Origin of the sequence: Lactiplantibacillus daoliensis, assembly GCF_005405005.1 — a bacterium.
GTDB lineage: Bacteria > Bacillota > Bacilli > Lactobacillales > Lactobacillaceae > Lactiplantibacillus > Lactiplantibacillus daoliensis.
Genome location: NZ_BJDH01000003.1, coordinates 132004 through 155831 on the forward strand (window position 1 = coordinate 132004; position 23828 = coordinate 155831).

Below are 23828 nucleotides of genomic sequence, written 5' to 3' on the forward strand. Positions count from 1 at the left end.
GAGCGCTAAACATGCAAGGATTTGTAAATATTAGAATTGATGATCGTTTGATTCACGGTCAAGTTGCCACGCGTTGGGCTACTGGTTTACGAGTCAACCGTATCATGGTAATTGATGATGAAGTTGCTAACGATAGCGTTCAAAAGAGTATCTTACGGATGGCAGCCCCTAGTGGCATTAGTACTTCAATTATTACCGAAGAAAAGGCAATTACGAATATTCAAGCCGATAAATATGCGAAACAACGGGTGTTATTAGTCGTTCGACGGCCCAAAGTTTTATTGGATTTAGTGAATGCTGGCTTAGATATTACCAAAATTAACGTGGGTAATATGTCTAATCGTGAAGGTACGGTGCAAGTCAAAAAGTCGGTCAGTCTCTTACCTGAAGAACGAGCTGATTTAGAAGCCTTGATTGCTAAAGGTGTTGACGTGACGGCGCAAATGGTACCGGATGATGCGGAAGTTGAAATGAGCAAGTTTTTGAAATAGTCCGTTAGAGATAAATGGTGGAGCCCGCAATTCGCTGACAGCGTCATTTCAGTGAGATCGCGGGCTTTTAGTTTAAAGTGAACGTGAGGAGTGGTGGAAAATGTTAAAAGCCCAAGCGACTGCGGCGTTAACGAAATTAGCAGCACCGGTAGATGACCAATGGGTAACAGATCGATTGATGGCTTGTGTTGAAAAAGTGCGCGCCCAAATGCCTAGATTTAGTGGTCACTTTCCATCAGCTTGCACGACAGAAATGCAATATCGGATTAAAGGCAATGATGACTGGACCAACGGGTTCTGGACGGCCATGTTATGGATGAGCTATCAAGTTACTGGTGATGAACAGTATCATCAGGTTGCCAGTGATCAGTTAGCCAGTTTTCAGCAACGATTGGATGATCATTTTGTTTTGGACCATCACGATATTGGTTTCTTGTATTCATTATCAGCAGTAGCTGGGTATCGGGTCACTGGTCAATATCAAGACATGATTATGCAAGCGGCGGATGTGCTTTTAAGCCGATTCCAAAGTAAGGGTCATTTTATTCAGGCTTGGGGTCAAGTCGGTGATCCTAAAGAGTATCGATTGATCATTGATTCTTTACTAAACTTACCGTTGCTGTTTGCTGCCACGAAGCTTTCCGGTGATGAACGCTACGCGGCTGCTGGACAAGCCCATTATCAACAAGTCGTTCAGCATATTGTGCGGCCGGATTACTCGACTTACCATACGTTTTACTTTGACCCTAAAACGGGTGCGCCACTAAAAGGGGCGACTTATCAAGGCTACTCGGATGAGTCATGTTGGGCTCGTGGGCAAGCTTGGATTTTGCTAGGGTTACCGTTGTATAAAAGTTATTTCCCAACGGCGGATGATCAGCAACTTTACGACCGGCTACTCACGTATTACCTGGACCATTCAGCGGCTGATCAGGTGCCTTATTGGGACTTAATCTTTGATGAAACTAGTGATGAACCGAAAGACAGTTCAACGGCAGCGATTGTCGCTTGTGGGTTGATTGAAGCTCAGCGACAAGGCTATGCGTTACACGGTCAACGCGAGGCGAAAGGGATTTTAAGCGCCCTCGATGCTTATCGTACGCAACCGGGTCAAGAAGGTTTATTACAACATGGGGTGTATGCCTATGCACAGGGTAAAGGAATTGACGAAGCCAATTTATGGGGCGACTACTTCTATATGGAAGCATTGATGCGCCTACATGATCCGGCTTGGCAAACATATTGGTGAGAAGTGATAAATTATGGAAAAATTTGAAGTTAAATCTCAATTTTATTTAAATAACCAACCGTTTAAGATTTATGCGGGGGCAGTTCATTATTTTCGCTTGGCACCAAGTGAGTGGGAGCCGACCTTGCGCGCCTTGAAGTTGTCCGGTCTGAATACGGTCGAGACGTACATTCCTTGGAATGTTCATGAACCAGTGGAAGGTCAATTTAATTTTACTGGCCAGGCAGATGTTCGAGAATTTGTCTTATTGGCGCAAAAGTTAGGTTTATATGTCATTTTAAGACCGAGTCCGTATATTTGTGCTGAATGGGAATTTGGTGGCTTTCCAGCTTGGTTACTACGTTATTCGGATATGCTGGTTCGTTCGAATACGCCTAGATTTATGAGCAAAGTCAAAGCGTATTACGCCGAATTGTTTAAGGTTTTGGTCCCCTTACAGATTACTCACGGTGGGCCAGTCTTGATGATGCAAGTTGAAAACGAATATGGGTCGTTTGGTAATGATAAGGCCTATTTACGGGCAATCAAGCAACTCATGCTCGATAATGGCGTTGATGTGCCTTTATTTACTGCGGATGGTAGTTGGCAACAAGCCTTAGCTGCGGGGAGTTTAATTGATGATGATGTGCTCGTCACGGCTAATTTTGGCTCGCATTCAGCGGAAAATTTAGCTGAATTACAACAATTTATGACAGCGCATGGTAAGCAGTGGCCCCTCATGTGTATGGAATTTTGGGATGGTTGGTTTAATCGCTGGCAGGAAGAAATTATCAAACGTGCTGCCTCTAGCTTTAAAACTGATTTACAGGAGCTGGTTGATGCAGGAGCTAGTTTCAATTTATACATGTTTCGTGGCGGGACGAACTTTGGCTTTTATAATGGGAGTTCGTCGCGGCAGGCGATTGATTATCCGCAAGTGACTTCGTATGACTATGACGCAATTTTGCATGAAGACGGTCAGCCTAATGCAAAATTAGCCGAATTGCAGGCGGTTTTAAAAGTGCCCGCGGTAATGCCAGATATGCCAGTTGTTAAGGCTTATCCAACGACTACAGCAACGGCACAGGTGCGGTTAATTGATGTTTTAGATGAGCTTGGTCAAGTTGCTGATTCGGTCACACCTTTGCCGATGGAACAGGGTAGTGGCTATGGTTATCAACTTTATCAAACGACGGTTGTGGGCCAGGAGCAGCCGGAAAAGCTTAAATTAGTCGATGTTGCCGATCGCGCTGATATTTATGTCAATCAAAAGTTGGTGGCGATGCAGTATCAAGCGAGTTTAGGTGATGAAGTAGAAGTACCGCTAGCGGCACAAAATCAGTTACAGATTCTGGTCGAAAATACTGGTCGTGTCAATTATGGGCAACGGTTATTATCGCCGACACAGTCCAAAGGGATTCGAACCGGGGTCGTCATTGACCGACATTTACATTTTGGTTGGCGCCAATGGTTTATTGATTTTAGTCGCTTGTCCCAAGTAGACTGGCAAACCAGTGCTACTGTTCAATACGGACCCACGTTGACGAAATTTAACTTTGACTGTTCGGAGAGACATGGTACCTATCTGGATTGTTCCCAATTTGGCAAAGGTGTTGTGATTTTGAACGGTCATAATTTGGGTCGATATTGGCGAGCAGGTCCGACGCAAACCTTGTATATTCCGAAAGATTTTTTGAAGTTAGGTCAGAATGAATTGGTTGTTTTTGAAACAACTGAAAAAGCAATTACACAAGTACAATTTAGTGATCAACCCAAGGAGGCAGACGGATGCGAAAATTAATATTAGTTAGTCATGGTGATTTGGCGCAGAGTTATTTGAATAGCTTGGATATGATCGCCGGTGGGCATAAAAATGTTGCGGCGGTAACTTTTGACGGTGAGATCAGCAAGGCTGAGTTAGGTCAGCGGATTGAGGCTGAACGATCAACCACGAGCGAAACTGTGATTGTGGTTGATTTGCCAGGTGGTACGCCTTGCAATGTTTGTTTGGAACGGTACGCCAATGACAAGCAAGTTAGCATTCTAGCGAGTCTTAATTTACCGATGATTCTAGACTTATATTTAAACTTGAGCAATGAGACATACCAGCCGGCGTCAGCTTTACTAGTTGGTCAAGATAATTTGTTTGATGTTGCCGCCCGGTTGGCGACAACCGATAACGACGATGATGAATAATAGCGTTACAAGGGATTGGGCAACGGCCACAATCTCTTTTTTTGTTTATGCCTTTAGGCCGAGTTGAGCACGCTAAAGCGTGCGAAACAAGAAACCACCCGCTATGCGGGCGGATGGCAAAGTGGTTAAACCAAAGCGCCTCCGATTGACTTAGAATGTAGGTGTCGAAGCCAATATTGTTAAATCGAAAGGGGACGCTTGAAATGGCGAATAAGCTAAATAGTCTTGGACATACCAAATGGCTGTGCAAATACCATATTGTATTCACTCCAAAGTATAGGAAAGAAATAATTTATAATCAATATCGTCGTGACTTACAAACGGATATTAGAATGTTATGTCAGTACAAAGGTGTCAAAATAATTGAGGGACATATGATGCCAGATCATGTTCATTTGCTGGTCAGTATTCCACCAAAATTGAGTGTATCAAGCTTCATGGGGTATCTAAAAGGAAAAAGTGCGTTAATGATGTTCGACCAGCATGCAAATTTAAAATATAAATTTGGTAACCGTCATTTTTGGTCAGAAGGTTATTATGTCAGTACAGTTGGTCTCAACGAGGCAACCATCAAGAAGTATATCCGAAACCAAGAAAAACATGATCAGGCGGTGGATAAATTAAGTGTACGTGAATATGAGGACCCTTTTAAGGGTCAAGGTAAGTAATAACGAATACCGCTTAAAGCGGTGGCAAAAGTGACAAGGGCAATTTGGCTTTGACCCACAAAAGCCAGCGCCTTGAGACGCTGGCCAGTACATGGGGCTTGTAGCCCTGGAGCAAACCACCCGTTTGACGGGTGGTTATGACTCTAGATTTTGTAGTCAAAAGTGAAAATTAATCAAGTATTACTGACTGCCAGAACGCTCACCACGATACTAATGTGGGAAGCAGCTGACTAATAAACCGCATTATTTAACTAAATGCACGGAGTCACCGTGAATGACGCGACTAGGGACATAGGTCGTTTGGTTAGTGAGTGGCTGTTGACCTTCAATTCGGCTAACGAGACTATTACTAATCATTTCACTCCATAGTTGCATACTAGGGTCCGCGGTCGTTAATTTGGGCTGAAAGATAGCTAGGTTGCTTTGAGTATTATCAAAGCCGACCACGCTAATGTCTTGTCCAATGGTTAAATTGAGTGCCTTGGCTGCTTGATAGACACCATAAGCCATCATATCGTTCAAACAATAGAAAAAATTGTATTGATGAGCCTGTAATAAACGTAGTGCAAGCTCACGAGCGGGTTCGCTACGGAAGTGAGCGTTGAAGGTGTCTGGCGTAATATCATAATGATGCTGACGCATAAAATAATCGTGATAGGTTTGCCAGCGACGTTTGGAATTATAAGAGTCGGGATCATTCGTTAAAAAACAGACTTTCGTATGGTCCGTATGCTCGTATAATTGGCTTAGTTTGGCGGTGGACTGCTGATTATCAGTGACAACGTTGACGACGTTGTTTAAAGTACTATCACTTGCCATGAGAACGGTGGGTAACTTGGAGGCCGTGACCATACTTTCCAGGTGCTGCTTTGAGGCTGGATAATTAAAGACAATTAAGCCGTCAAATAAACTGGCGTTTAGTAAACGTTTACTGTTATTGGCAATCATGACCAATGAGTAACCGCGCTTGTGCAGTTCCTGATTGATGTCTTCCGCAATGGTGCTACTAAAGACGTTTTGAAAATCATGAACTAGCATACCAATTAGCTTAGTATGCTGAGTACGCAAGCCCTGAGCGGCCATGCTTGGTTGATAGTGATGTGAGGTTGCGATTTTAATGATGCGCTCACGCGTGGTGGCACTGACGTTCTTTTTGCCTTTAAGTGCGTTTGAAACGGTAGCCACTGAAACGTTTGCGAGGCGAGCAATCTCGGTAATATTAACCGGTTTACTCATGATCCGCCTCCATTCTTTTCCTTAAAGTCTAGATATGATTTTCCTTAAAGTCAAGATAAGCTGTTAGGTCCCGGTGTAACGCGCAGACAAGGTTAACCCAGGATAACTAAAGATTATAGGTGGAAACTAGTCGATTACGGCCGCTTCCGGTTGTTGCTGATAACATGCGAACGAGGGACCGGTTCAAGACTTAGGAACGTCTTGAACCTCGCCCAGAAGCTTTGCTAAAACCGCAAATCTCCCGGACGGTCCGTGGTGTAAGGCCGGCAAAACACGCCGGTCAAACGCCACCTGCACGTCCGATGCTATCAGCAACAACCTCCAGCTAATCAGTTATTTATGCTTAGTGGGGTTAGTCAAAATCGGTGTGCCGTGTTGGCAAAATTAGTCGGTGTCCTGGCTGACTAATCTTGCAGAGCAATTTAAAGACGTGTTTTATCGGCTTTGAATTGAAACGCCAGACCGTTCTTTGGCTGGCGCCGTCCCCCCCACGGCACACCGATTTTGACTGACGGAGCGCTGAATTTGAACAACTTCACTTTAAGATATAACTGTAGCTGGTAATACACCTTATTGATGTTTTTGAGCCTTTCTACCTTTAGCAGGGTAACCTAAAACAAGCGTCATAACACGGGGGTCACCATGTTATGACGCTTGTTTAGAAGCTAATTACCAAGGATTAAAGGCTGTATCTTGATGAGCCAATTTCATCAGCGCTTCAATAAAGAAGTAATCAGCGTAAATAATTGGATATTCATGGCGGTCTTCATGGTATTCAGCTGAGCAGTGGGTAATGAAAGCATCATGGGTCGCGTCCCAATCAGCCCCAGTGTCAGCTAAAGCCTTGAGAATCCGTCCGGCAGCTTCACGATAGATCACTTGGTCGGCGGAACCAACTTGATCCGCAAGTGTCAACAAACCACTGGCAGCAATAGCTGCTGCTGAAGCATCTTCCAACCAAGGTTCAGCTGGTTGACGAAAATCAATTGGAATTTTATTGCTTGCTGGAATATTGGCAATAAAGTAATTGGCAATTTGTTGCGCGGTTGCCAAGAAGGAACGGTCTTTGGTATGAATATAGCTGAGTGCGAAGCCGTAAATCCCCCAGGCCTGACCACGTGTCCAAGAAGAACCATGACCATAGCCTTGGCCACCTTGAGAATGTAAGTAATCTCCAGTTTCAGGGTTAAAGACCGCAATATGTTTTACGGAGCCATCTGGCCGAATCATGTATTTCTGAGTGGTTAAAGCATGAGCATAGGCCATTTGTTTAAACCGGGGGTCTTTTTCCGTGTCACTAGCCCAATAGAGTAAGGGAAGGTTCATCAGACAGTCAATAATAGCCAGATCGGCACGATTGCGACCGTCTTCGTCGTTCCAAGCTCGGAAGTAGTGACCAGCTAGATTGAAGCGACCGGCCATATTGTTGGCGGCTAGCAACGCGCGATTATGAGCGGCCTCATCTTGGTCGTCTTGAAAATGGGCAACAGCGGTCAATAACCATTTAAAGCCGTTATCGTGGTCTAAATGTTCCGCTGACATTAAGTTGCCGTCTAGTTTGTGCTCTACTTCGAGGGCTTGTTCACGGTAAATATGGTTACCGGTCAAATGGTACAGTTCCCACATAATGCCGCCCCAGAACCCGTTAGTCCACCAAAAAGGGTCTTGCTGATAAACGTTAACGAATTGGTGCTGATCATCCGTGGTATAGGGAATAATACCGGTATTTCGGTTAATAACGGCGGCCATTTTACTGGTCACTTTATGCAATGTTTGTTCTGCAAATGCTTGATAATTTTCCATGTTAATTCCTCGCTAATTTTTAATTTGCTAGTTCGGTGAGGGTCACGTCTAAATGTTGTGACCCGATAGTGATGTGTGCGAGTTGGCCGTCGAGCTTAACGGTCACGGGTGGCACAACGTCAACTTGTTGATGAGCATCCCCTAGACAAGCGGTGATTACCAGTTGTTTACCTGGGGTGACTGACCCACTGATTAGTGGCAAAACCGTCTTGGGGAAAAAGACATTCGTATTTGGTTCCGGTTCACTGAGACTGGCGGTTAAGTTCGGCGTTAAACCGACAATGCCAGTCGCCCCAACGGAACTATTGTAGAGGGCCTGTTGGGGCTCGGTAGTTGTTAACGCAACGCCACCGTTGGGTGCACTGAAACTACCTTCCAACAAGTTCAAATTGCGCGCTGTCTGGATCAGATGAATACGGATGTGCCAAGGATATACTGGCACAATAAAGTTATCGATCGTGACGTCTGACCACGGCTGCCATTGGGAATAAACGTAATCATCATGGATGGCAAACTTTTGATAACCAAAGGCTGTCCGATAGTCGGTGTCAGTTTCGCTGATGGCTAAAGTGTTGTCGTAGGCACCTTGCTTAGGCAAGACACTGCCTTTCTTAACACTAAAACCAAAAGTCGTGGAATAGACGTATTTTTCGTATTTATCTTCGCCATGAGCATGTTCGTGAGAATGTTGACCAGCTGTAAAGGCTTGGAGTTCCTGTCCCTGATCAGCGTGAACAAGGAGCATACGTGACGCTTGATTGACCGTTTGAACTGGGAAACTTGGTATTGTGGTTGGCAACTGCCAGAAAGGATCATCATCGGGCAAGGCTAAGACAATGAAATTTTTCAAAGCCCAATAAGGTGAACCTGGGGCATTGTACCCTTCAGCGAAGACTAAGTTGGGATAGCCGTAACCGATACTTAACAAGTTATCACTGGTGAAAATTGGTAAGCTAAACCACTGATGCATGTTCGCTCCGAGCAAGTATTTGCCCTCGGCTTGAACCGTCGACGTGATGGGAAGCTTGGCAAAGGCACTGGCAGCCCAAAAAGCTGATTGTGCGAAGCGGTAAGTTTGACTGCGGCCGAATGGTAGGGCCGTCCCGTTTTTAACAAACCAATCCTTAAATGTTTTAGAAAATAGTTGTCCTCGTTGAGCAAATTTAGCCACATGCGCTTCAGTTTTATCGGCAGCTAAGACGCTGTACAAAACACCGTAGTATTGCATGGCGAATGGAATATAGTAGTCGATTTGATTGCGGTAGCCGTCAAAATACCAGCCATCTTCAAGGTAATAACTATCGAGAGCTGTTAGGTCCTGATCAATTTGGTCAGTCATGTCAGCTAACTGTGCTTTTTCGAAAAAAGTATTAACCAAAACGCGGAAAAAGAGCCAATTCGTTTGTGGAATCTTGCGGTGGTTGATTTGATCCAACCAGTGATAAATATTTTGCTGTTCCGTAGGGGTTAATCGATCATAGAAGAATGGCTTTGTTAAGATGAGCATGGTGGCTAATGAACCCATTTCGACAAAGAGTTGGTCATAATCGGTTAGGTCGCCCCAATAGAATGGTGACTGGGGGTCACAACCAGCAACAATACCTTGGGTTGCTGGCGTGAAGTATTGACGATACTGCTCAGCACGTTCAGCAGTGCTGCAGAGTGGACCAATGCCCCAAAGTGTACGTAAAAAGCCTTCAATTTCACGGCGCGGTTCATCGTAAACTGAGCCAGAATCACTAATACGAACGCGACCAAGCTTTTTTTCATCCGCCATTAGATCGTAAACTGGTTTGACCAAGGCTAATAATGCTTGGACATAATCGGCTCGCGTCTTTAACGGGTTGTCTTTAAGTTGACTATTGAAATGGTTCATCGTTTAGCTCACTGTTCCTTTCATAACGACGGCTTAACTTAACTAAGAGGTTGCAAGACTCATAAGCACTACAACTGCAGTAGTACCAACAACCGTTACGTTTAAAATAGACTTGCCCGAATTCAGCGCTCCGTCAGGCGGAAGCAGTGTGCTGTGAGGGACGCGCCAGCCAAAGTACGGTCTGACACCTCACTTCAAAGCCGAAAAACCACGTCTTTGAAGTGCCCCGCAAGATTAGTCAGCTGAAAACGCCGACTAATCTTGCCGACACTGCACACCGCTTCTGCCTGACTCCGCTAAGAGTAAATAACAGGTTCCTAAAAAAGAATCACTGATTAGCTGAAGGTTGTTACTGATAGCATCGGACGTGCAGGTGGCGTTTGACCGGCGTTTTTTGCCGGCCTTACACCACGGACGGTCCGGGAGATTTGCGATTTTGGCAAAGCTTCCGGGCGAGGTTCAAGACGTTTCTGAGGCTTGAACCGGTCCCTCGTCCGCATGTTATCGGCAACAACCGGAAGTGGCAATTTTTGACAATCTGATTATTGCGGTCGTGTAATAGGACAAGCATTTTTAACTTGCAACCTTTAGTAATTTAACGAACGCGACGGATGGCGGCAATTAAGACCCCACCGATGATTTCCATGATAACAGCGAAGATAAAGATGGCTTGATAGCCGAAACTCCCGACGATAGCTGCGGCAACAATGGCACCAAGCATTTGGCCCAAGGTGTTCGCTAAATTAATCAGACCTAAATCTTTACCAGCCGTATCGGAAGAAGGTAACACGTCCATGTTTAAGGCGCCGTCAACAGAGTTATAGAGGCCATTACCAAAGGCAGCAATGACGGCATAAGCAAACATCGCCCAGGCAGCCTTGGCAAAGAGTGGGAATAATGCAGCAATCCCTAACGCAAAGGTGGCAATAACGACGGGCATTTTAACCCGGTTTAATTTGTCAGCTAATGGGCCACTAACGAGGGCAAAGAAGACCCCAATGAATAACATGATTGACGAGAAAATTGAAATTGAACGGCCGGCATCACTAGTGCTTTGACCAATGTAATCGGTGAAAATATAGAGTTCAAAAGTCGTGACGATGGTTGAACCAACCACCATGAAGAATTTACCACTGAGTGCGAGATAGAAGTCACGGGCATCTTTAGTTGGAAAGAAGAAGTACTTTTTCAAGGTGTCTTTGTTTAACGGAATATGGTCTTCGGCTAAGTTGTCTTTTTCATTCATCAATAAAACATGGACGATAGAAAGAACGATTGAAGTCGCAGCCATGACATAGATACCAACTTTAACGTTACCCAAGAATTGAGCAGCAATCAAAGCGAAACCTTGTTGTGCGATAGTAAAGCCAACACCGTAGAAAGTCGACACGGTTCCTCGCCATTTCGGCGCGATCCGATCAGAAATCTGTGGGTACATCGCAGCCGCAATCGCATTTTCACCAGCTGCAGCAATAATCCAAATAAATATAATAGCTTTAATCGAAGAAATGTTAGCAATAACGGCTAAGAGGACTGCCATCACAACGGCACCTAAAACGATGTAGGGTTTCCGTTTCCCATAACGGGTTCGGGTGACATCTGAAAGGGCCCCAAAGGCAAGGTTAGTAATCGCACTAGTAACCGTGGCGACCGTGGCTAATAGCCCAACAGCCCAAACTTTATTAGCCGGATCAATTTGACTGAATAATTGTGGTAGTAAGACGTTACGTGCCCCAACGACGGGACCATACCAGCAGAGTGGTGCGAGGAACATTGCTGAGGAAACTAGCCAAGGTAATTTTGGCTGTTCTGAATCTTTAATTTTTGCATTAGTTATTTCGCCGACGACACTTGAAGTCGGTTTTTGATTTTTATCGGCCATTGTTTTCGCTCCCAAATATGTTTGACTTGTTGAAGAAAACTGATCATTGCGGTTCAGTCCTAGAATCCGCGCGATAAATTCTAGGAAAGCCGTTAGCCAACCGAATGAGGTTAACCAGATTACGACTTGGAACCAATAAATACTTAAGTAATTATTTTTAGTTAAACGTTTAACTAAAATCAACAAATTAAAATTAACACCATGTGAAAGCGCTGTCAACTGGCTCCGTGCAAAATTTCACAAAATGATTTTGTGAAGCTTGTAAAAGTTTATCCGCTGAATGAGAGACGAAAACCAGTAATCACGGCAATCGGTGGCATAAAATTGTTGTTGATTAATGGTTCGTTCAGTCACCAAATTAAGAACAAATTTTTTTGGTCTACTTCCTTGATTGGTTGTGAATACGCTTTGCATAGCTCGAAGGTGTCGTACCGGTATAGGTCTTAAAAGCAGCCGAAAAGTGATGAACGGAACTAAAGCCTAATCGGGCCGCAATTTGGGTGAAGTTCAGTTTTTGCGCACTAATGAGTTCCTTGGCGGCCGTCATTCGTAACGCTTTAAAATAGGCCATGATGCTCGTATTGGTTTCAGCTTTAAAGGTCTTTTTTAGACTTGAGGCACTGATTAAAAAGGCTTGAGAGAGCTGCTGGATCGTTAGGGGTTTATCAAGATTGAGCTTCATATAGGCCTTAATTTGATTGATTAGCAGCTGTTTGTAGAATGTATTAGAAATACGACGAGCGTATAATAATTGTTCTTGAGGGTCGCTACTAGTGGCAGAAATCGGCGACGTGGCCTTTTCGGGGCTAACTGTGGCTGGTAAGCGTTGCTTGATTTCCATTTTACACAGTGAGATGAGTAATTCGGTCGTGTGATTATAAAGTGACGCACAAGTGACGATAAAATATTCGCCGATTTCCATGTCATAGGACATTTCAGGTTTACGCCGCCGGAGGTCTAAAATTGTTTGACTTTCGGAACTGATTTTGTCGATTAATTGTGGTTGCGTGATGGCCATAGTCCGTCCGTCGAGTGCAGTTAAATGTTCCGAGGTGGCCTGAAAAATGATCACGAGCGCCGTTGTGTGAGGAACTGTCGCAAACACGTTGACAGCTTGATCAGTTGTTAAAAGCAGGCCTTCATGTGGGTTGAGGATGTACTCGGTTGAATGTTTTAGTAAGAGCTGGCCGGTCCGGACATAGACAAATAGCTTCGTCTGAGCTCGTTGATAGCGATAATTTTGATTCAGGGCATAACCTTGATCAAAAATACTCAAAATATAATCCAGTTGTAGATATTGAAAATTAAAAATGCCAGGCATGCCATGACCTCCAGTTAAAATCGGTACATAAAGAGCTAAATTAGTGGTCCGAATCGGTAACATCAAACTGATATGTCTGAAATTGTAACACAAAGTAGCAGAATCGGTATATTGCACACTTAGTGAAATAGATAATATAGTCAAAAAAGAAAGCGTTTTCTTAGACTGGTTGGTGTGATTAGATGCAATACAAATTAGATGAAAAGACCAAGCAACAATTACAACAGATTTGGCAGCAAGTTGAAACTAAACTGGCGGTTACGAGTGATCGCATTAAAACCAATATGCCATATATTGCCGTTAAACATCGATATGCTGATATCGGTCATCAGCAATTGACTTGGTGGACTAATGGTTTCTGGGCCGGAATTTTGTGGCAAATGTACCATGCAACCCAGGAATCAAAATACTTAAAGTACGCGCGTCAGATTGAAACGGACTTGGATCAAGCGTTAGCCCAATTTGATGACTTAGATCATGATGTTGGTTTTGTCTGGCTCAATGCGGCGGTGGCTGATTACCGAATGACGGCGAATCCTGCCGCTAAGCAGCGGGGACTACGAGCCGCCACGATTTTAGCGGGACGGTATAATCCAGCCGGTGGTTTTCTAGTGGCTTGGAATGGACCGGAACAGCAAGGCCAAGTCATCGTTGATTGTTTCATGAACCTGTCATTACTTTATTGGGCAAGTGAGGTCACTAAGGATCCGCGGTTTGCGGCGATAGCTACCCAACATGCGCAAACCGCCACTGCTGCGCTACTACGACCAGATGGTTCGAGTAATCATATTGCGGTTTTTGATCCGAAGAGCGGGGAGTTGCAGACAACTTTGGGTGGCCAAGGTTACGGTCAAGGTTCCGCTTGGGCACGCGGTCAAGCTTGGGTAATCTATGGGTTAACGCTGGCATTTTGTCATAATCACCAACCGCAGTATTTGGATCAGGCCAAGCAGGCGGCGAACTTCTTCATTGCGAACGTGGCCCTAAATGATTATGTTTCGGTGATTGATTTTAGGGCACCGGCAGACCCCGTTTATTATGATACGACTGCGACTGCCATCACAATTTGTGGGCTGCTGGAACTGGTTAAGTGGTTACCGGAAGCTGAGGGGCGTTTTTATCTACAGGCGGCTTTGAAGATGTTCATGGCGCTGACGACCAAGTTCTGTGACTTCGATATCGATCACGATGAGTTACTGACTAAGGGTTCTGCGAAATACCATCGGGCAACGGATCGTGAGGTTCCTATTATTTATGGCGATGCGTTTTATGTCGAAGCATTATTGCGATTACTAGATTTAGATTTATCAATTTATTAGGGAGGTTACAGCTCAATGGCACAATTAAAATTGAAGCATCGTAATGATTATGTGCAATTATTCAAGCAAGTTAATCAGCCATTACGACAACACTATCAGGGTTCAGCTCGCGTGATGTTTGGGTCAACTGGCGTCGGTTATGGCAATCGGATTGCTGGTGTGGAAGGCTTTGCTCGCATGTTGTGGGGCGCTGGTCCGGCGATTAAGGATCTTGACGTTGCTTGGCAAAATGAAATTAAACAGGGTCTCTTGGCTGGTACGGACCCGAATAGCCCTGACTATTGGGGCGATTTACACGATCGTGATCAACGCATGGTCGAAATGCCACCGATCGCGTTAGCACTACTGCATCATAAACAGTATCTGTGGCAACAATTTACAGCGCCCGAGCAGCAACAAATCGGCGCTTGGTTTAGTCAAATTTTTGAGCATAATTGCTCAGATGGCAATTGGCAGTTCTTCAAGGTTTTGATCTATCAGGTCTTACAGCAGTTGGGCGTCGAAGTCAGTGCCACCGCTCAAACTGATGTCCAAGCGGCTTTGCAAAAAATTGAAGCCTGCTATCAGGGCGATGGCTGGTATCAAGATAGTGCCCGTGGCCGGATTGATTACTATACGCCATTCGCCTTTCAATATTATGGGATTTTATATAGCGTTTTAGTGCCAAACGATACATTGAGCGTAACGTTCAGAAAACGGGCCAAGGCCTTGGCTCAGCAGTTCATCCATTTCTTTGCCGAAGATGGCGCGAACGTGCCATTTGGTCGGAGCTTGACCTATCGTTATGCGGCAGTCGCTTTCTGGGTTGCCATGATTTATGGCAACATTTGGCCAGAAAAAACGGCCGTTATTAAGGGCATTATCAATCGGAATCTTCGCTGGTGGTTGCAGCGACCGATTTTTAGTGAAAGTCACTTACTAACATTAGGTTATGGCTATGAACAGTTATTAATGACAGAGCCATATAACAGTCCGACTTCACCATACTGGTCCAATAAGATCTTCTTATTACTGGCATTACCAACAGATCATTCATATTGGCAAAGCGACGAAGCACCATTGCCAGATTTAGCAGCAACTAAATTATTGGCGGCACCGCACTTGTTAGCGATGCATGATCATGGTCACACGGTGCTCTTGAATGCTGGTCAACCAGGCCCGAATTACCACGCTTTAACGAATGAAAAGTATTTTAAGTTTGCTTATTCCAGTCAATTTGGCTTCTCGGTGCCACGAGAAAATCAGCTTAAGGAAGAAGCTGTGATGGATTCGATGATTGGTTTGCAGACGCTTGATACCACGATGGTTGCTAATCGGCATGGTGAGGATGTTGTTGAACCCGGCATGTTCTACACTCGTAATAATGTCTCCAATGTGGTCCAAACTGCTGATTATGTGGGATCAACTTGGCGCGTTAACGACAAAATGAAGGTTCGAACTTGGTTAATCGCCTTTGAGGGGTGGCAGATTCGAATTCATCATCTGGTCGTGACGGAGCCTAGCTTGGCCTATGAAACTGGTTTTGCAGTGGCAGACTCTCCCGATAATCCTGGCACTAACCAGACCACACCGACCGCGAGTTACTTTGACGGTCCGGCCGGTTTTAGTGGCATTGTCAACTTGTTGGGGAGCACCGTTGAACAAAATGATGGTACGATTGGTGGTTTTCCCAATACCAATTTAATGACGCCAGAAGTGGTAGCGCTACCAGGACGCACGACGGTTTTAACACCAGGGGAACACTGGCTGGTAACGGGAATCTACGCTAATGCGGATAGTACCTACGCTCGCAACAAGTGGCAACAACAGCCAATAGTCGGGTTACAGGATCAAAAGGTCAGTCTTCAATTAGGGGATCAAGTACGGGAATTAGAACTACATTAAGGTGTCTTTTGAAAGGAATGTTAATAAAATGGCAGCAAATCAGAAAGTAAATTTAAAAAAGCCGAATATGGCAATTAATGCTAAAGTAAAGGATGAACAACAACCGAAATTACCCGTTTCGTTTGCGCTGGCGATGTTCATGTCACCAGCCGTTTGGATCGGCCCAGTGGCATCTGCTAGAAGTACGCTGTTACCACAATTATTTAGTCAAATTGATTCTGTTAACAAAGTTTGGGCCGTTGGGATTTTAGGCATGGTTTCTTCGTTAACTGCGGCCATCGCGAATCTGTTATTTGGGGCTTTCTCCGATGTGACACGGAGTCGCTTGGGGAAGCGTAAGCCTTATATTATTTTAGGGACAGTTGTGACTTCGTTATCGCTGGTCGCAATTGCGAACATTCAGTCAATTATTGCGATTATTGCAGTTTGGGTCGTTACTGCGGCGGCCGAAAATGCTGTGGCAGCTTCGATCTATGCGCAAATTTCGGATCGAATCGCACCTAAGTGGCGAGGGACGATTTCAACCTTTTACGGGGTTGGGGGGACCATCGTGCCACAACTTTTTGCCATTCTAGCTGCTCAATTTTTAGGCGATGTACGGGTTGGCCTCTATGTCATGGCAGCGATTGCGTTAGTTTTGATGTTAGTGCATATTTGGTTAGCGGGCGAAAAATCCAATATGGATGAACCCAAGGTAACGTTAGATAAAAAGAATTTAGTGACACATTTTTCATTACCAACTAAGGGTGCCCGTGATTATTACTTAGCGTTATTTGGGAAGTTCTTCATGGTCTTAGGGCATACGATTATCACCACGTATCTGTTGTATATCTTCACTGATTATATGCAAATGAATGATAAGAGTGCCGGTGCGGCCATTTCAATCTTCTCGTCGATTATGTTGTTTATTGGCTTAACCTTTGCGTTAGTTTCAGGGGTCTTAGCGGATAAATTAAAGCGCGTTAAGTTGCCAGTTTCAATTGCAACTTACTTGTTAGGGTTAGCGGCATTGTTCCCACTATTTGATGCGAATCCTTGGACGATGTATGTTTATGGGGTACTAGCTGCGATGGGGACTGGGATTTATAACTCCGTCGATGGTGCCTTGAACTTGGATGTTTTACCATCAGCTGCAACGGCTGGTAAGGACTTAGGCTTAATTAACCTCGGGGTAACTGGTGCCCAAATGTTAGGGGCTTTGGTTGCTTCAATGATTGTTACTGGCTTAGGTTATGAAGCTATCTTTATGTTTTCAGTTGCGATGGAAGTTGTCGGTGGGATTTTAATCTCGGCAATTAAATCGGTTAAGTAGGCTTAAAGAAAAAACGCAGGCAAACTAGGTTCATGCAAAACAACCTAGGGTGATGCGTTTTTTGTATTTTTGAAAAGGGTGGTGAGGATGATGACGACAGATTGGGTCGCGCAGTATTTAGAACAATTTATCAAAAAAGTCGCACGCGAAAATGACCGCTTGGCAGGCAAGACGCCTTATATTCCATACGATGGCTTTTATAGCGATGTGATGATTGAACGGGGCTATGACTGGTGGGCCAATGGTTTCTGGGGTGGTATTTTATGGCAACTCTTTAATGCGACCGACCAAGACCAATTTCGTGAAGCAGCCATTATTCAAGAAAAACGATTGGACCGTGCCTTATATGAATTTAAAGATATTCATCATGATGTCGGCTTCATGTGGTTACTCACAGCCGTTGCACACTATCAGGTTACTGGGGACGAACAAGCCTATCGGACCGGACTCCACGCGGCTAGTTTGTTGGCTGGCAGGTTTAACATCGAAGGTAATTTCTTGGTTTCTTGGAACGATCATCCAGGTTGGGTCATCATTGATAGCATGATGAACATTCAGTTGCTTTATTGGGCCAGTGAGCAGACTGGTGATCCGCGCTTTGCAAAGCTGGCCACGCGACATGCACAAACGGTGGCGAAGTATTTAGTCCGTCCAGATGGGTCCGTGGGGCATATTGCCAGTTTTAATCCGGATACTGGCGCGTTTTTGACCCAATTAGCCGGCCAAGGGGTCAGTGCAGAGTCTGCTTGGAGCCGTGGCAATGCTTGGGCCTTATATGGATTCGCTGCAACTTATCGGCATACGCGACAACTAGAATTCTTGACCATTGCCAAACGGGTGGCGGATTACTTTATCCAACAATGTCAGCTGACCAATGATATTCCATTGGCAGATTTTCGAGCGCCAAAAGTACCACAGATTTTTGATACTAGTGCTGGTATGATTGCGGCGGCTGGTTTATTAGCTTTAGCTGAGCTATTACCGAAGTCACAACAGGCGCCATATCGGCAAGCAGCGATTAAAATTATCCAGGCGATTGTTGGTCGTTATGGCAATTGGCAACTCACCGAGGATGGCATTATCGGTGGTGGGACGGAGGCCTATTATCGCCCGGCGACCTATGAGGTGCCCTTGATTTACGCCGATTATTTCTTTGGCGAAGCTTTACTGCGATTGAAGGGGAACGCACTGATTTTATGGTGATTTTGATGTTCTTATAGGCGTACCGGGGTGTGAAATATGTTTAAATCGAGTACACTGAAAGTTAGTCTGAAAAAGATGGCTTAAATTGACTAAGGAGGAATTAGATTGAAAATTACGATTAAATTATTGGATCAGGCCGGACAAGTTAAGCAAGGGGTCTTTTCATACGATAAGGTTAGCAAGCCGTATCAAGTGACTGGTACTGATTTGGCGGTGTTAGGAATTAAGAATATGGTTTGGCAAACTGGTGAAAAGATTCAGGTTGATTTGGATCAGGGTGAACAGTATGTCTGGGTGCAGTTGGATGAAACTTTAGCACCAACCTTGGTTTATTTAGCACAACCTAGTTGGACGTACACCATCGCGACTGATAAGCATCAAATTGACACCGCTTTCGCCTCGAAACGGCACTGCATTACGGTTCGTAAAGCGACTACGGCCGAAATCACGGCTTATCGTAATTTAGCACTCAATCCACATGATCAGGCGGCTGATACTGGGGCTTATCCACATGCGGTGACGAATGTGACAGCTGAAACGAATCCAGCCTTTATTGCGCAAAATGCGATTGATGGTAAATTAGCCAACATTTCGCATGGCTCATATCCATACGGTTCATGGGGCATTCATCAACAAGCGGATGCAGCATTAACAATTGAATTTGGTCATCGTGTGACTGTTGATTGCGTTAAGTTAATGCTTCGTCATGATCATTTGGAATGGGATCACGATGGTTATTGGGATCAAGTGACATTGGGATTTGATGATGGCAGCACGATTGATTGCCCAACGACTGCGACCGCTGAATTACAAACTTTAAAGTTTCCAGCCCATGTAACGCAAAGAATAGTATTGAATAATTTGAAAAAAGCCGAAAACAGTGCTGAATTTACAGCACTCACTCAAATTGAAGTATACGGTTACAATAAGGCTTAACGCGCGTTTTAAAAAAGGTTATTATAGAAAATATCAGGAATATAATATTTAAAAATTAGATTGGGTGTGTCAAGATGAAAGTTTTAACTTTTGGCGAAATGATGTTACGTCTGAAGCCAAGTGAGAGTAAACGAATTTTACAAAGTGACCGTTTTGAAGCCACTTATGGTGGTGCCGAAGCCAACGTGGCAGTTTCATTGTCATTGCAAGGCGATCAAGCTGCTTATGTCACTAAATTTCCAGAGAACCTATTAGGTGATTCAGCCTTAGGAACTTTGCGCAAATTTGGCGTTGATACGCATAAAGTTTTACGTGGTGGGCCACGATTAGGAATCTACTTCTTTGAAAAAGGTGCCAGTGTTCGTGGGACTAACGTGGTTTATGATCGTGCTGGAAGCTCTTTTGCCACATCAAAGGCTGCTGACTTTGACTGGGAGAACCTGTTATCGGATGTTGATTACTTCTACTTCTCAGGGATTACTGCAGCGATTTCAACTGAATTACAATCGGCAATTTTGAAAGCGGTTAAATACTGTGCTGAACATCAAATTACGGTTGTCTTTGATACCAACTATCGTGGTAAGATGTGGACTCCGGCTGAAGCGCAAGCCTTTTCAGCAAAGGTGATGCCATACGTTAATGTTTGCCTTGCTAATGATGAAGATTTTGAATCAAGCTTAGGGATTAAAGCTTTTGATGGTGATATGGCCCATGGGATTGATCAAAAAGAAAGTTTCAAAGCTGGTATGAAGGCCGTTACCGACAAGTATCCGAATGTGCATACGGTTGCCAGCATCTTACGGAATATTCACTCCGTTGAAGACAGTCTTTGGTCTGCTTTGACCTTACGTGATGGTCAGTTCTATGAAAGTCCAGTTTACCAGTTGCACGTGTACGAAGGTGTGGCTAGTGGTGACGCCTTTGGTGCGGGCTTATTACATGGATTCCTCCATGGCTTTGATGGTCAAAAACAAGTCAATTATGCCATTGCAGCTAGTGTCTTGAAGCTGACGGTCAGTGGTGACTTGAACTTAGTTAGTGAAGCTGAAATTAGTGGGTTGATGGATTCCGGTGCGTCCGCAATGAATCGTTAGGCTTAGCTTTTATTTCGTCAAAATTTAGTTGATTAGTTAACTTGAAAGATTGGATTTCTTGAGTAGGGGTGATTACCCATGGCTGACAATGATCAAGCAATGGATAAACGTTTGCAAAACGCATTATTTGGAACGCCGCTGTTACATCCGGATGAACAAAATCGTTGCTTAGGAACTTTTCAAGAACGGATTGATTTGAGAATAAGTTTCCGTCAAGCCTTGCAACGAGACTTTTCGACCGAGATTTTATCAGAATTACAAAGACGGGAGAACCTAGGTTTGTTGATACACGCTAAGTTGGATAGTGATATTTTAAGTCGCTATGTTAAATTAGCCCAATCAGCGGGTATTCCGTTTGCGATTAGGAATAGCCAATATTATCATCATGACTGGGATAACGCTGCCATCATCTTGTGTGGAGACTGTGCCTTAAATGTTGCTAATATCAATATTGAGGAGCGCTATCCAGCGCCAACCTGCGAAGCGAAAACGGTCAAACCTAGGCTATTGCGATCATGGTTTCGTCAAACTTGAGTCACTATTGTAAGCGTTTTACAATAGTGAAAAGTAGCAAATTTAAAGCTATTTACTATTGATTTTACGTTTCTTACTAAAAACCGTGTTGACGCTAATCATTTCCATTTATATGATAATTATTATAAAGGGAAATGAGGGTTAATAATGGCAAAAGATAAAAAGGTAATGATTGATCCAGACAAGTTTGCTCGCGCCGTCGTGAGTGGCTCCAACTTAAAGGCTGAAGATGATTTACGAGCAAGTAAAGATGGCTTAAAACGTTATTTACAAGCTTACTTCTTGATCGAAAAGTTTAACAAACTCGAGTCAAATCAATTCAAGTTTACTAACAGCACTAATTTTGAGTACTTGGTCAAAGCTTTGGATCAAATTAAAATGAACTAATTTAAAAAGTCGTGAACATTGATTAAACGTCAATGCTCACGATTTTTTTAGTTAAACGACAAAGTGTTGAAAGCATAAGAAACATTATCACTACAGTGGTGCCAGTAACCGTTACATCTTAAGTAGACTTGTCCAAATTCAACGCTCCGTCAGTCAAAATCGGTGTGCTGTGGGGGACGGCGCCAGCCAAAGGACGGTCTGGCGCCTCAATTCCAAGCCGATAAAACACGTCTTTGAATTGCCCCGCAATATTAGTCGGCCAAGAACCGCCGACTAATATTGCCGACACTGCACACCAATTCTGACTGACTCTGCTAAGCGTAATTAACTGATTTACAAAAAAGAGTTACTGATTAGTTGAAGGTTGTTGTCGATAGCATCGGCCGTGATAGTGGTGTAAGACGTTTCTAAGGCTTGATCTGGTCCCTCGGTCGCATGCTATCAGCAACAACCGGAAGCGGTAACGATTGGCTATTTCCAAGATTTAAACAAAATAAGTTGGAAAGGCTTGTTGGACGGAATCTTCTTCGGCAAGCATCAAACGAATATGCATTAGCTCATGGAAGCGGACGTCAGTTAAGTCGTGGTTGATGACGGCGGTTAGTAAAGTTTGATGCTGGTCAATTAAAGGCTGCCATTTCAAATGATTGTTTTCAATGCGTAAGCGCCGAAAACGATCGAGATTGATGTTAATGAGTTCTAGCCAGTTCCAGCTCAGGTCGTGGTTAGTCATCACGTAAAAGTAGCGATGAAAAGCATTATCTAGCTCGAAGAAACGGGATAAATTCTTCTGTTGTAACGCGGCTGTCTGGGCTTTGAGATTCTGATTTAACCAGTCAATGTCGGTTGCCTGAATCGTGGCGGCTGCTTGTTGCATAATTTCAGTCTCAATTAATTCGCGAGTGAAACGCGATTCCTGTGCAATTTTAAGATTAATTTTAGCAACGTAGGCGCCACTCTGTGGAACCATGTTGACCAATTGCTCCTGTGATAGCCGTAAGAGGGCCTCACGTACGGGGGTTTTGCCCAATGAACTGGCCTCGGAAATGGAGGTAGTCGAAATTTTTGCGCCGGGTGCATAGTCTAAATTCATAATTTTGGTTTTAATAAACTGATAGGCTTGGTCACTCAGGTTAATTGTATTAGTAGATGCCATGATAACCCCTCTTTAAAAAGTTGGTGAACTGATATGTCAGTATTTGGAATTTACATAGTCGATAATATCATATTTTAAGATTAATGCGATATTTTAGTATTTATTATTGGCAGTTATCTCAATAAGCATTGACCTAAGGTGAAATAAACAGTACGCTACCGGTGAACTGATATTTTAGTTTTACGCATATTTGACGTAAGGATGTGGTTTAGTAATGAAAAATATGGGTTTCCGATGGTATGGTAGTGCGTCTGACGCAATTAAGTTACAAGATATTCGGCAGATCCCAGGCACGACACAAGTGGTTGGCGCTTTGTTTGATATTCCAGTTGGTGAGGTGTGGCCAGAAGACCAGATTGCCGCGTTGAAAAATCAAGTTGAGGCGGCTGGGTTAAAGCTAGAGGTCATTGAATCAGTCAATATTCATGATGATATCAAGATTGGTTTGCCGACGCGGGATCGTTATATCGAAAATTATAAGCAGACGATTCGTAATCTAGCTAAGTATGGCATAAAAGTTATTTGTTACAATTTTATGCCGATTTTTGACTGGGTTCGTACTAATCTACACTATAAGCTGGCGGATGGGTCAACGGATTTGGCATTTGAACATCAATTTGTTGAAGGGACACCGGATGAAATTATTGAAACAGTTCAAAATTCGTCCAACGGTTACGTCCTTCCTGGTTGGGAGCCGGAACGTTTAGCGGAGGTTAAGCAGTTATTTACGGCTTACCAAAATGTTGATGCGCAAAAGTTAACAGATAATTTTAAATACTTTTTGGAAGCAATTATGCCCGTTTGTGAAGAATGTGATGTCCGGATGGCAATTCATCCAGATGATCCACCACGTCCTTTGTTTGGCTTGCCACGGATCTTTAAAAATCGTGAAGATATGCTAACGATCGAGCAATTGTATGAGTCAAAATATAATGGCTTTACCATTTGTACAGGGAGCCTAGGTGAAAATCCAAAGAATGATGTTCCAGCCTTGATTCGGGAATTTGTTGCTAAAGATCGGGTGCCATTTGTGCATGCGCGCAACATTAAATTTATGAATGCTGCCGGCGACTTTCATGAAGCTGCCCACTTATCTTCAGAGGGCTCCTTGGATATGTACGAAATAATGAAAGCGCTTTATCAGAGCGGCTATGAAGGTTATATCCGTCCAGATCATGGCCGTGATATCTGGGGAGAACAAGGTCGACCGGGCTATGGATTATACGACCGTGCCCTTGGGATCTCGTATTTGAATGGTCTATGGGAAGCTTTAGAAAAAGGCAATCATTAGAGGTGAAAAAC

At 44.0% G+C, this 23828-nt stretch carries 20 protein-coding genes; 14 read left to right on the forward strand and 6 right to left on the reverse strand.

Annotated features, from left to right (window positions below):
* Positions 1-11: 11 nt before the first annotated feature.
* From FFM64_RS04920 to tnpA, 5 genes are all read left to right on the forward strand, one after another.
* Positions 12-491, forward strand: coding sequence for a PTS sugar transporter subunit IIB (locus tag FFM64_RS04920; protein ID WP_137606894.1), 480 nt, complete (start codon positions 12-14; stop codon positions 489-491).
* Positions 492-591: 100 nt separating this feature from the next.
* Positions 592-1740, forward strand: a complete 1149-nt coding sequence (locus tag FFM64_RS04925) for a glycoside hydrolase family 88 protein (protein ID WP_137606895.1) — start codon at positions 592-594, stop codon at positions 1738-1740.
* 13 nt (positions 1741-1753) lie between these two features.
* Positions 1754-3520, forward strand: a complete 1767-nt coding sequence (locus FFM64_RS04930) for a glycoside hydrolase family 35 protein (protein WP_137606896.1) — start codon at positions 1754-1756, stop codon at positions 3518-3520.
* Positions 3508-3915, forward strand: a complete 408-nt coding sequence (locus tag FFM64_RS04935) for a PTS sugar transporter subunit IIA (RefSeq protein WP_137606897.1) — start codon at positions 3508-3510, stop codon at positions 3913-3915. The genes FFM64_RS04930 and FFM64_RS04935 overlap by 13 nt, the downstream gene beginning before the upstream one ends.
* A gap of 203 nt (positions 3916-4118) precedes the next feature.
* Positions 4119-4583 (forward strand): IS200/IS605 family transposase, encoded by a 465-nt coding sequence (gene tnpA / locus FFM64_RS04940; protein WP_137606898.1) that lies wholly within the window; start codon positions 4119-4121, stop codon positions 4581-4583.
* A 243-nt stretch (positions 4584-4826) separates the two neighbouring features.
* Here tnpA and FFM64_RS04945 read toward each other — a convergent pair whose 3' ends face one another.
* The 5 genes from FFM64_RS04945 to FFM64_RS04965 all read right to left on the reverse strand — a co-directional run bounded on the left by FFM64_RS04945 (position 4827) and on the right by FFM64_RS04965 (position 12701).
* Positions 4827-5819, reverse strand: a complete 993-nt coding sequence (locus tag FFM64_RS04945; RefSeq protein WP_137606899.1) for a LacI family DNA-binding transcriptional regulator — start codon at positions 5817-5819, stop codon at positions 4827-4829.
* 669 nt (positions 5820-6488) lie between these two features.
* Positions 6489-7622 carry a glycoside hydrolase family 88 protein gene (locus tag FFM64_RS04950; protein WP_137606900.1) on the reverse strand — a complete coding sequence of 378 codons (1134 nt, stop codon included), beginning with the start codon at positions 7620-7622 and terminating at the stop codon, positions 6489-6491.
* A 19-nt stretch (positions 7623-7641) separates the two neighbouring features.
* Positions 7642-9498: a DUF2264 domain-containing protein gene (locus tag FFM64_RS04955; protein WP_137606901.1), complete on the reverse strand. Its 1857-nt coding sequence runs from the start codon at positions 9496-9498 to the stop codon at positions 7642-7644.
* A gap of 595 nt (positions 9499-10093) precedes the next feature.
* Positions 10094-11380, reverse strand: coding sequence for an MFS transporter (locus FFM64_RS04960; RefSeq protein ID WP_137606902.1), 1287 nt, complete (start codon positions 11378-11380; stop codon positions 10094-10096).
* 379 nt (positions 11381-11759) lie between these two features.
* Positions 11760-12701 carry a helix-turn-helix transcriptional regulator gene (locus FFM64_RS04965; RefSeq protein ID WP_171000293.1) on the reverse strand — a complete coding sequence of 314 codons (942 nt, stop codon included), beginning with the start codon at positions 12699-12701 and terminating at the stop codon, positions 11760-11762.
* Positions 12702-12883: 182 nt separating this feature from the next.
* Here FFM64_RS04965 and FFM64_RS04970 point away from each other — a divergent pair, with 182 nt between their 5' ends.
* The 8 genes from FFM64_RS04970 (at position 12884) to FFM64_RS05005 (ending at position 21370) form a co-directional block, all read left to right on the forward strand.
* A complete protein-coding gene (locus tag FFM64_RS04970) occupies positions 12884-14020 on the forward strand; it encodes a glycoside hydrolase family 88 protein (protein WP_137606904.1) in 1137 nt (378 codons plus the stop codon).
* A 15-nt stretch (positions 14021-14035) separates the two neighbouring features.
* Positions 14036-15904, forward strand: a complete 1869-nt coding sequence (locus FFM64_RS04975; RefSeq protein WP_137606905.1) for a DUF2264 domain-containing protein — start codon at positions 14036-14038, stop codon at positions 15902-15904.
* Positions 15905-15971: 67 nt separating this feature from the next.
* Positions 15972-17216 carry an MFS transporter gene (locus tag FFM64_RS04980; RefSeq protein ID WP_379858587.1) on the forward strand — a complete coding sequence of 415 codons (1245 nt, stop codon included), beginning with the start codon at positions 15972-15974 and terminating at the stop codon, positions 17214-17216.
* Between the two features lie 90 nt (positions 17217-17306).
* Positions 17307-18419, forward strand: coding sequence for a glycoside hydrolase family 88 protein (locus FFM64_RS04985; protein ID WP_223876892.1), 1113 nt, complete (start codon positions 17307-17309; stop codon positions 18417-18419).
* Positions 18420-18524: 105 nt separating this feature from the next.
* Positions 18525-19355: a hypothetical protein gene (locus FFM64_RS04990; RefSeq protein WP_137606908.1), complete on the forward strand. Its 831-nt coding sequence runs from the start codon at positions 18525-18527 to the stop codon at positions 19353-19355.
* 74 nt (positions 19356-19429) lie between these two features.
* On the forward strand, positions 19430-20449 hold the full coding sequence (locus tag FFM64_RS04995; protein WP_137606909.1) for a sugar kinase: 1020 nt from the start codon (positions 19430-19432) through the stop codon (positions 20447-20449).
* 78 nt (positions 20450-20527) lie between these two features.
* Positions 20528-20983, forward strand: a complete 456-nt coding sequence (locus FFM64_RS05000) for a YueI family protein (RefSeq protein WP_137606910.1) — start codon at positions 20528-20530, stop codon at positions 20981-20983.
* Positions 20984-21130: 147 nt separating this feature from the next.
* Positions 21131-21370 carry a hypothetical protein gene (locus FFM64_RS05005; RefSeq protein WP_137606911.1) on the forward strand — a complete coding sequence of 80 codons (240 nt, stop codon included), beginning with the start codon at positions 21131-21133 and terminating at the stop codon, positions 21368-21370.
* Positions 21371-21854: 484 nt separating this feature from the next.
* Here the strand turns inward: FFM64_RS05005 and FFM64_RS05010 are convergent, their stop codons facing one another.
* The gene (locus FFM64_RS05010) at positions 21855-22526 is read right to left on the reverse strand and encodes a GntR family transcriptional regulator (protein WP_137606912.1); all 672 of its coding nucleotides are present in this window, start codon (positions 22524-22526) and stop codon (positions 21855-21857) included.
* Positions 22527-22740: 214 nt separating this feature from the next.
* Here FFM64_RS05010 and uxuA point away from each other — a divergent pair, with 214 nt between their 5' ends.
* Positions 22741-23817 (forward strand): mannonate dehydratase, encoded by a 1077-nt coding sequence (gene uxuA, locus FFM64_RS05015; RefSeq protein ID WP_137606913.1) that lies wholly within the window; start codon positions 22741-22743, stop codon positions 23815-23817.
* Positions 23818-23828: the final 11 nt, after the last annotated feature.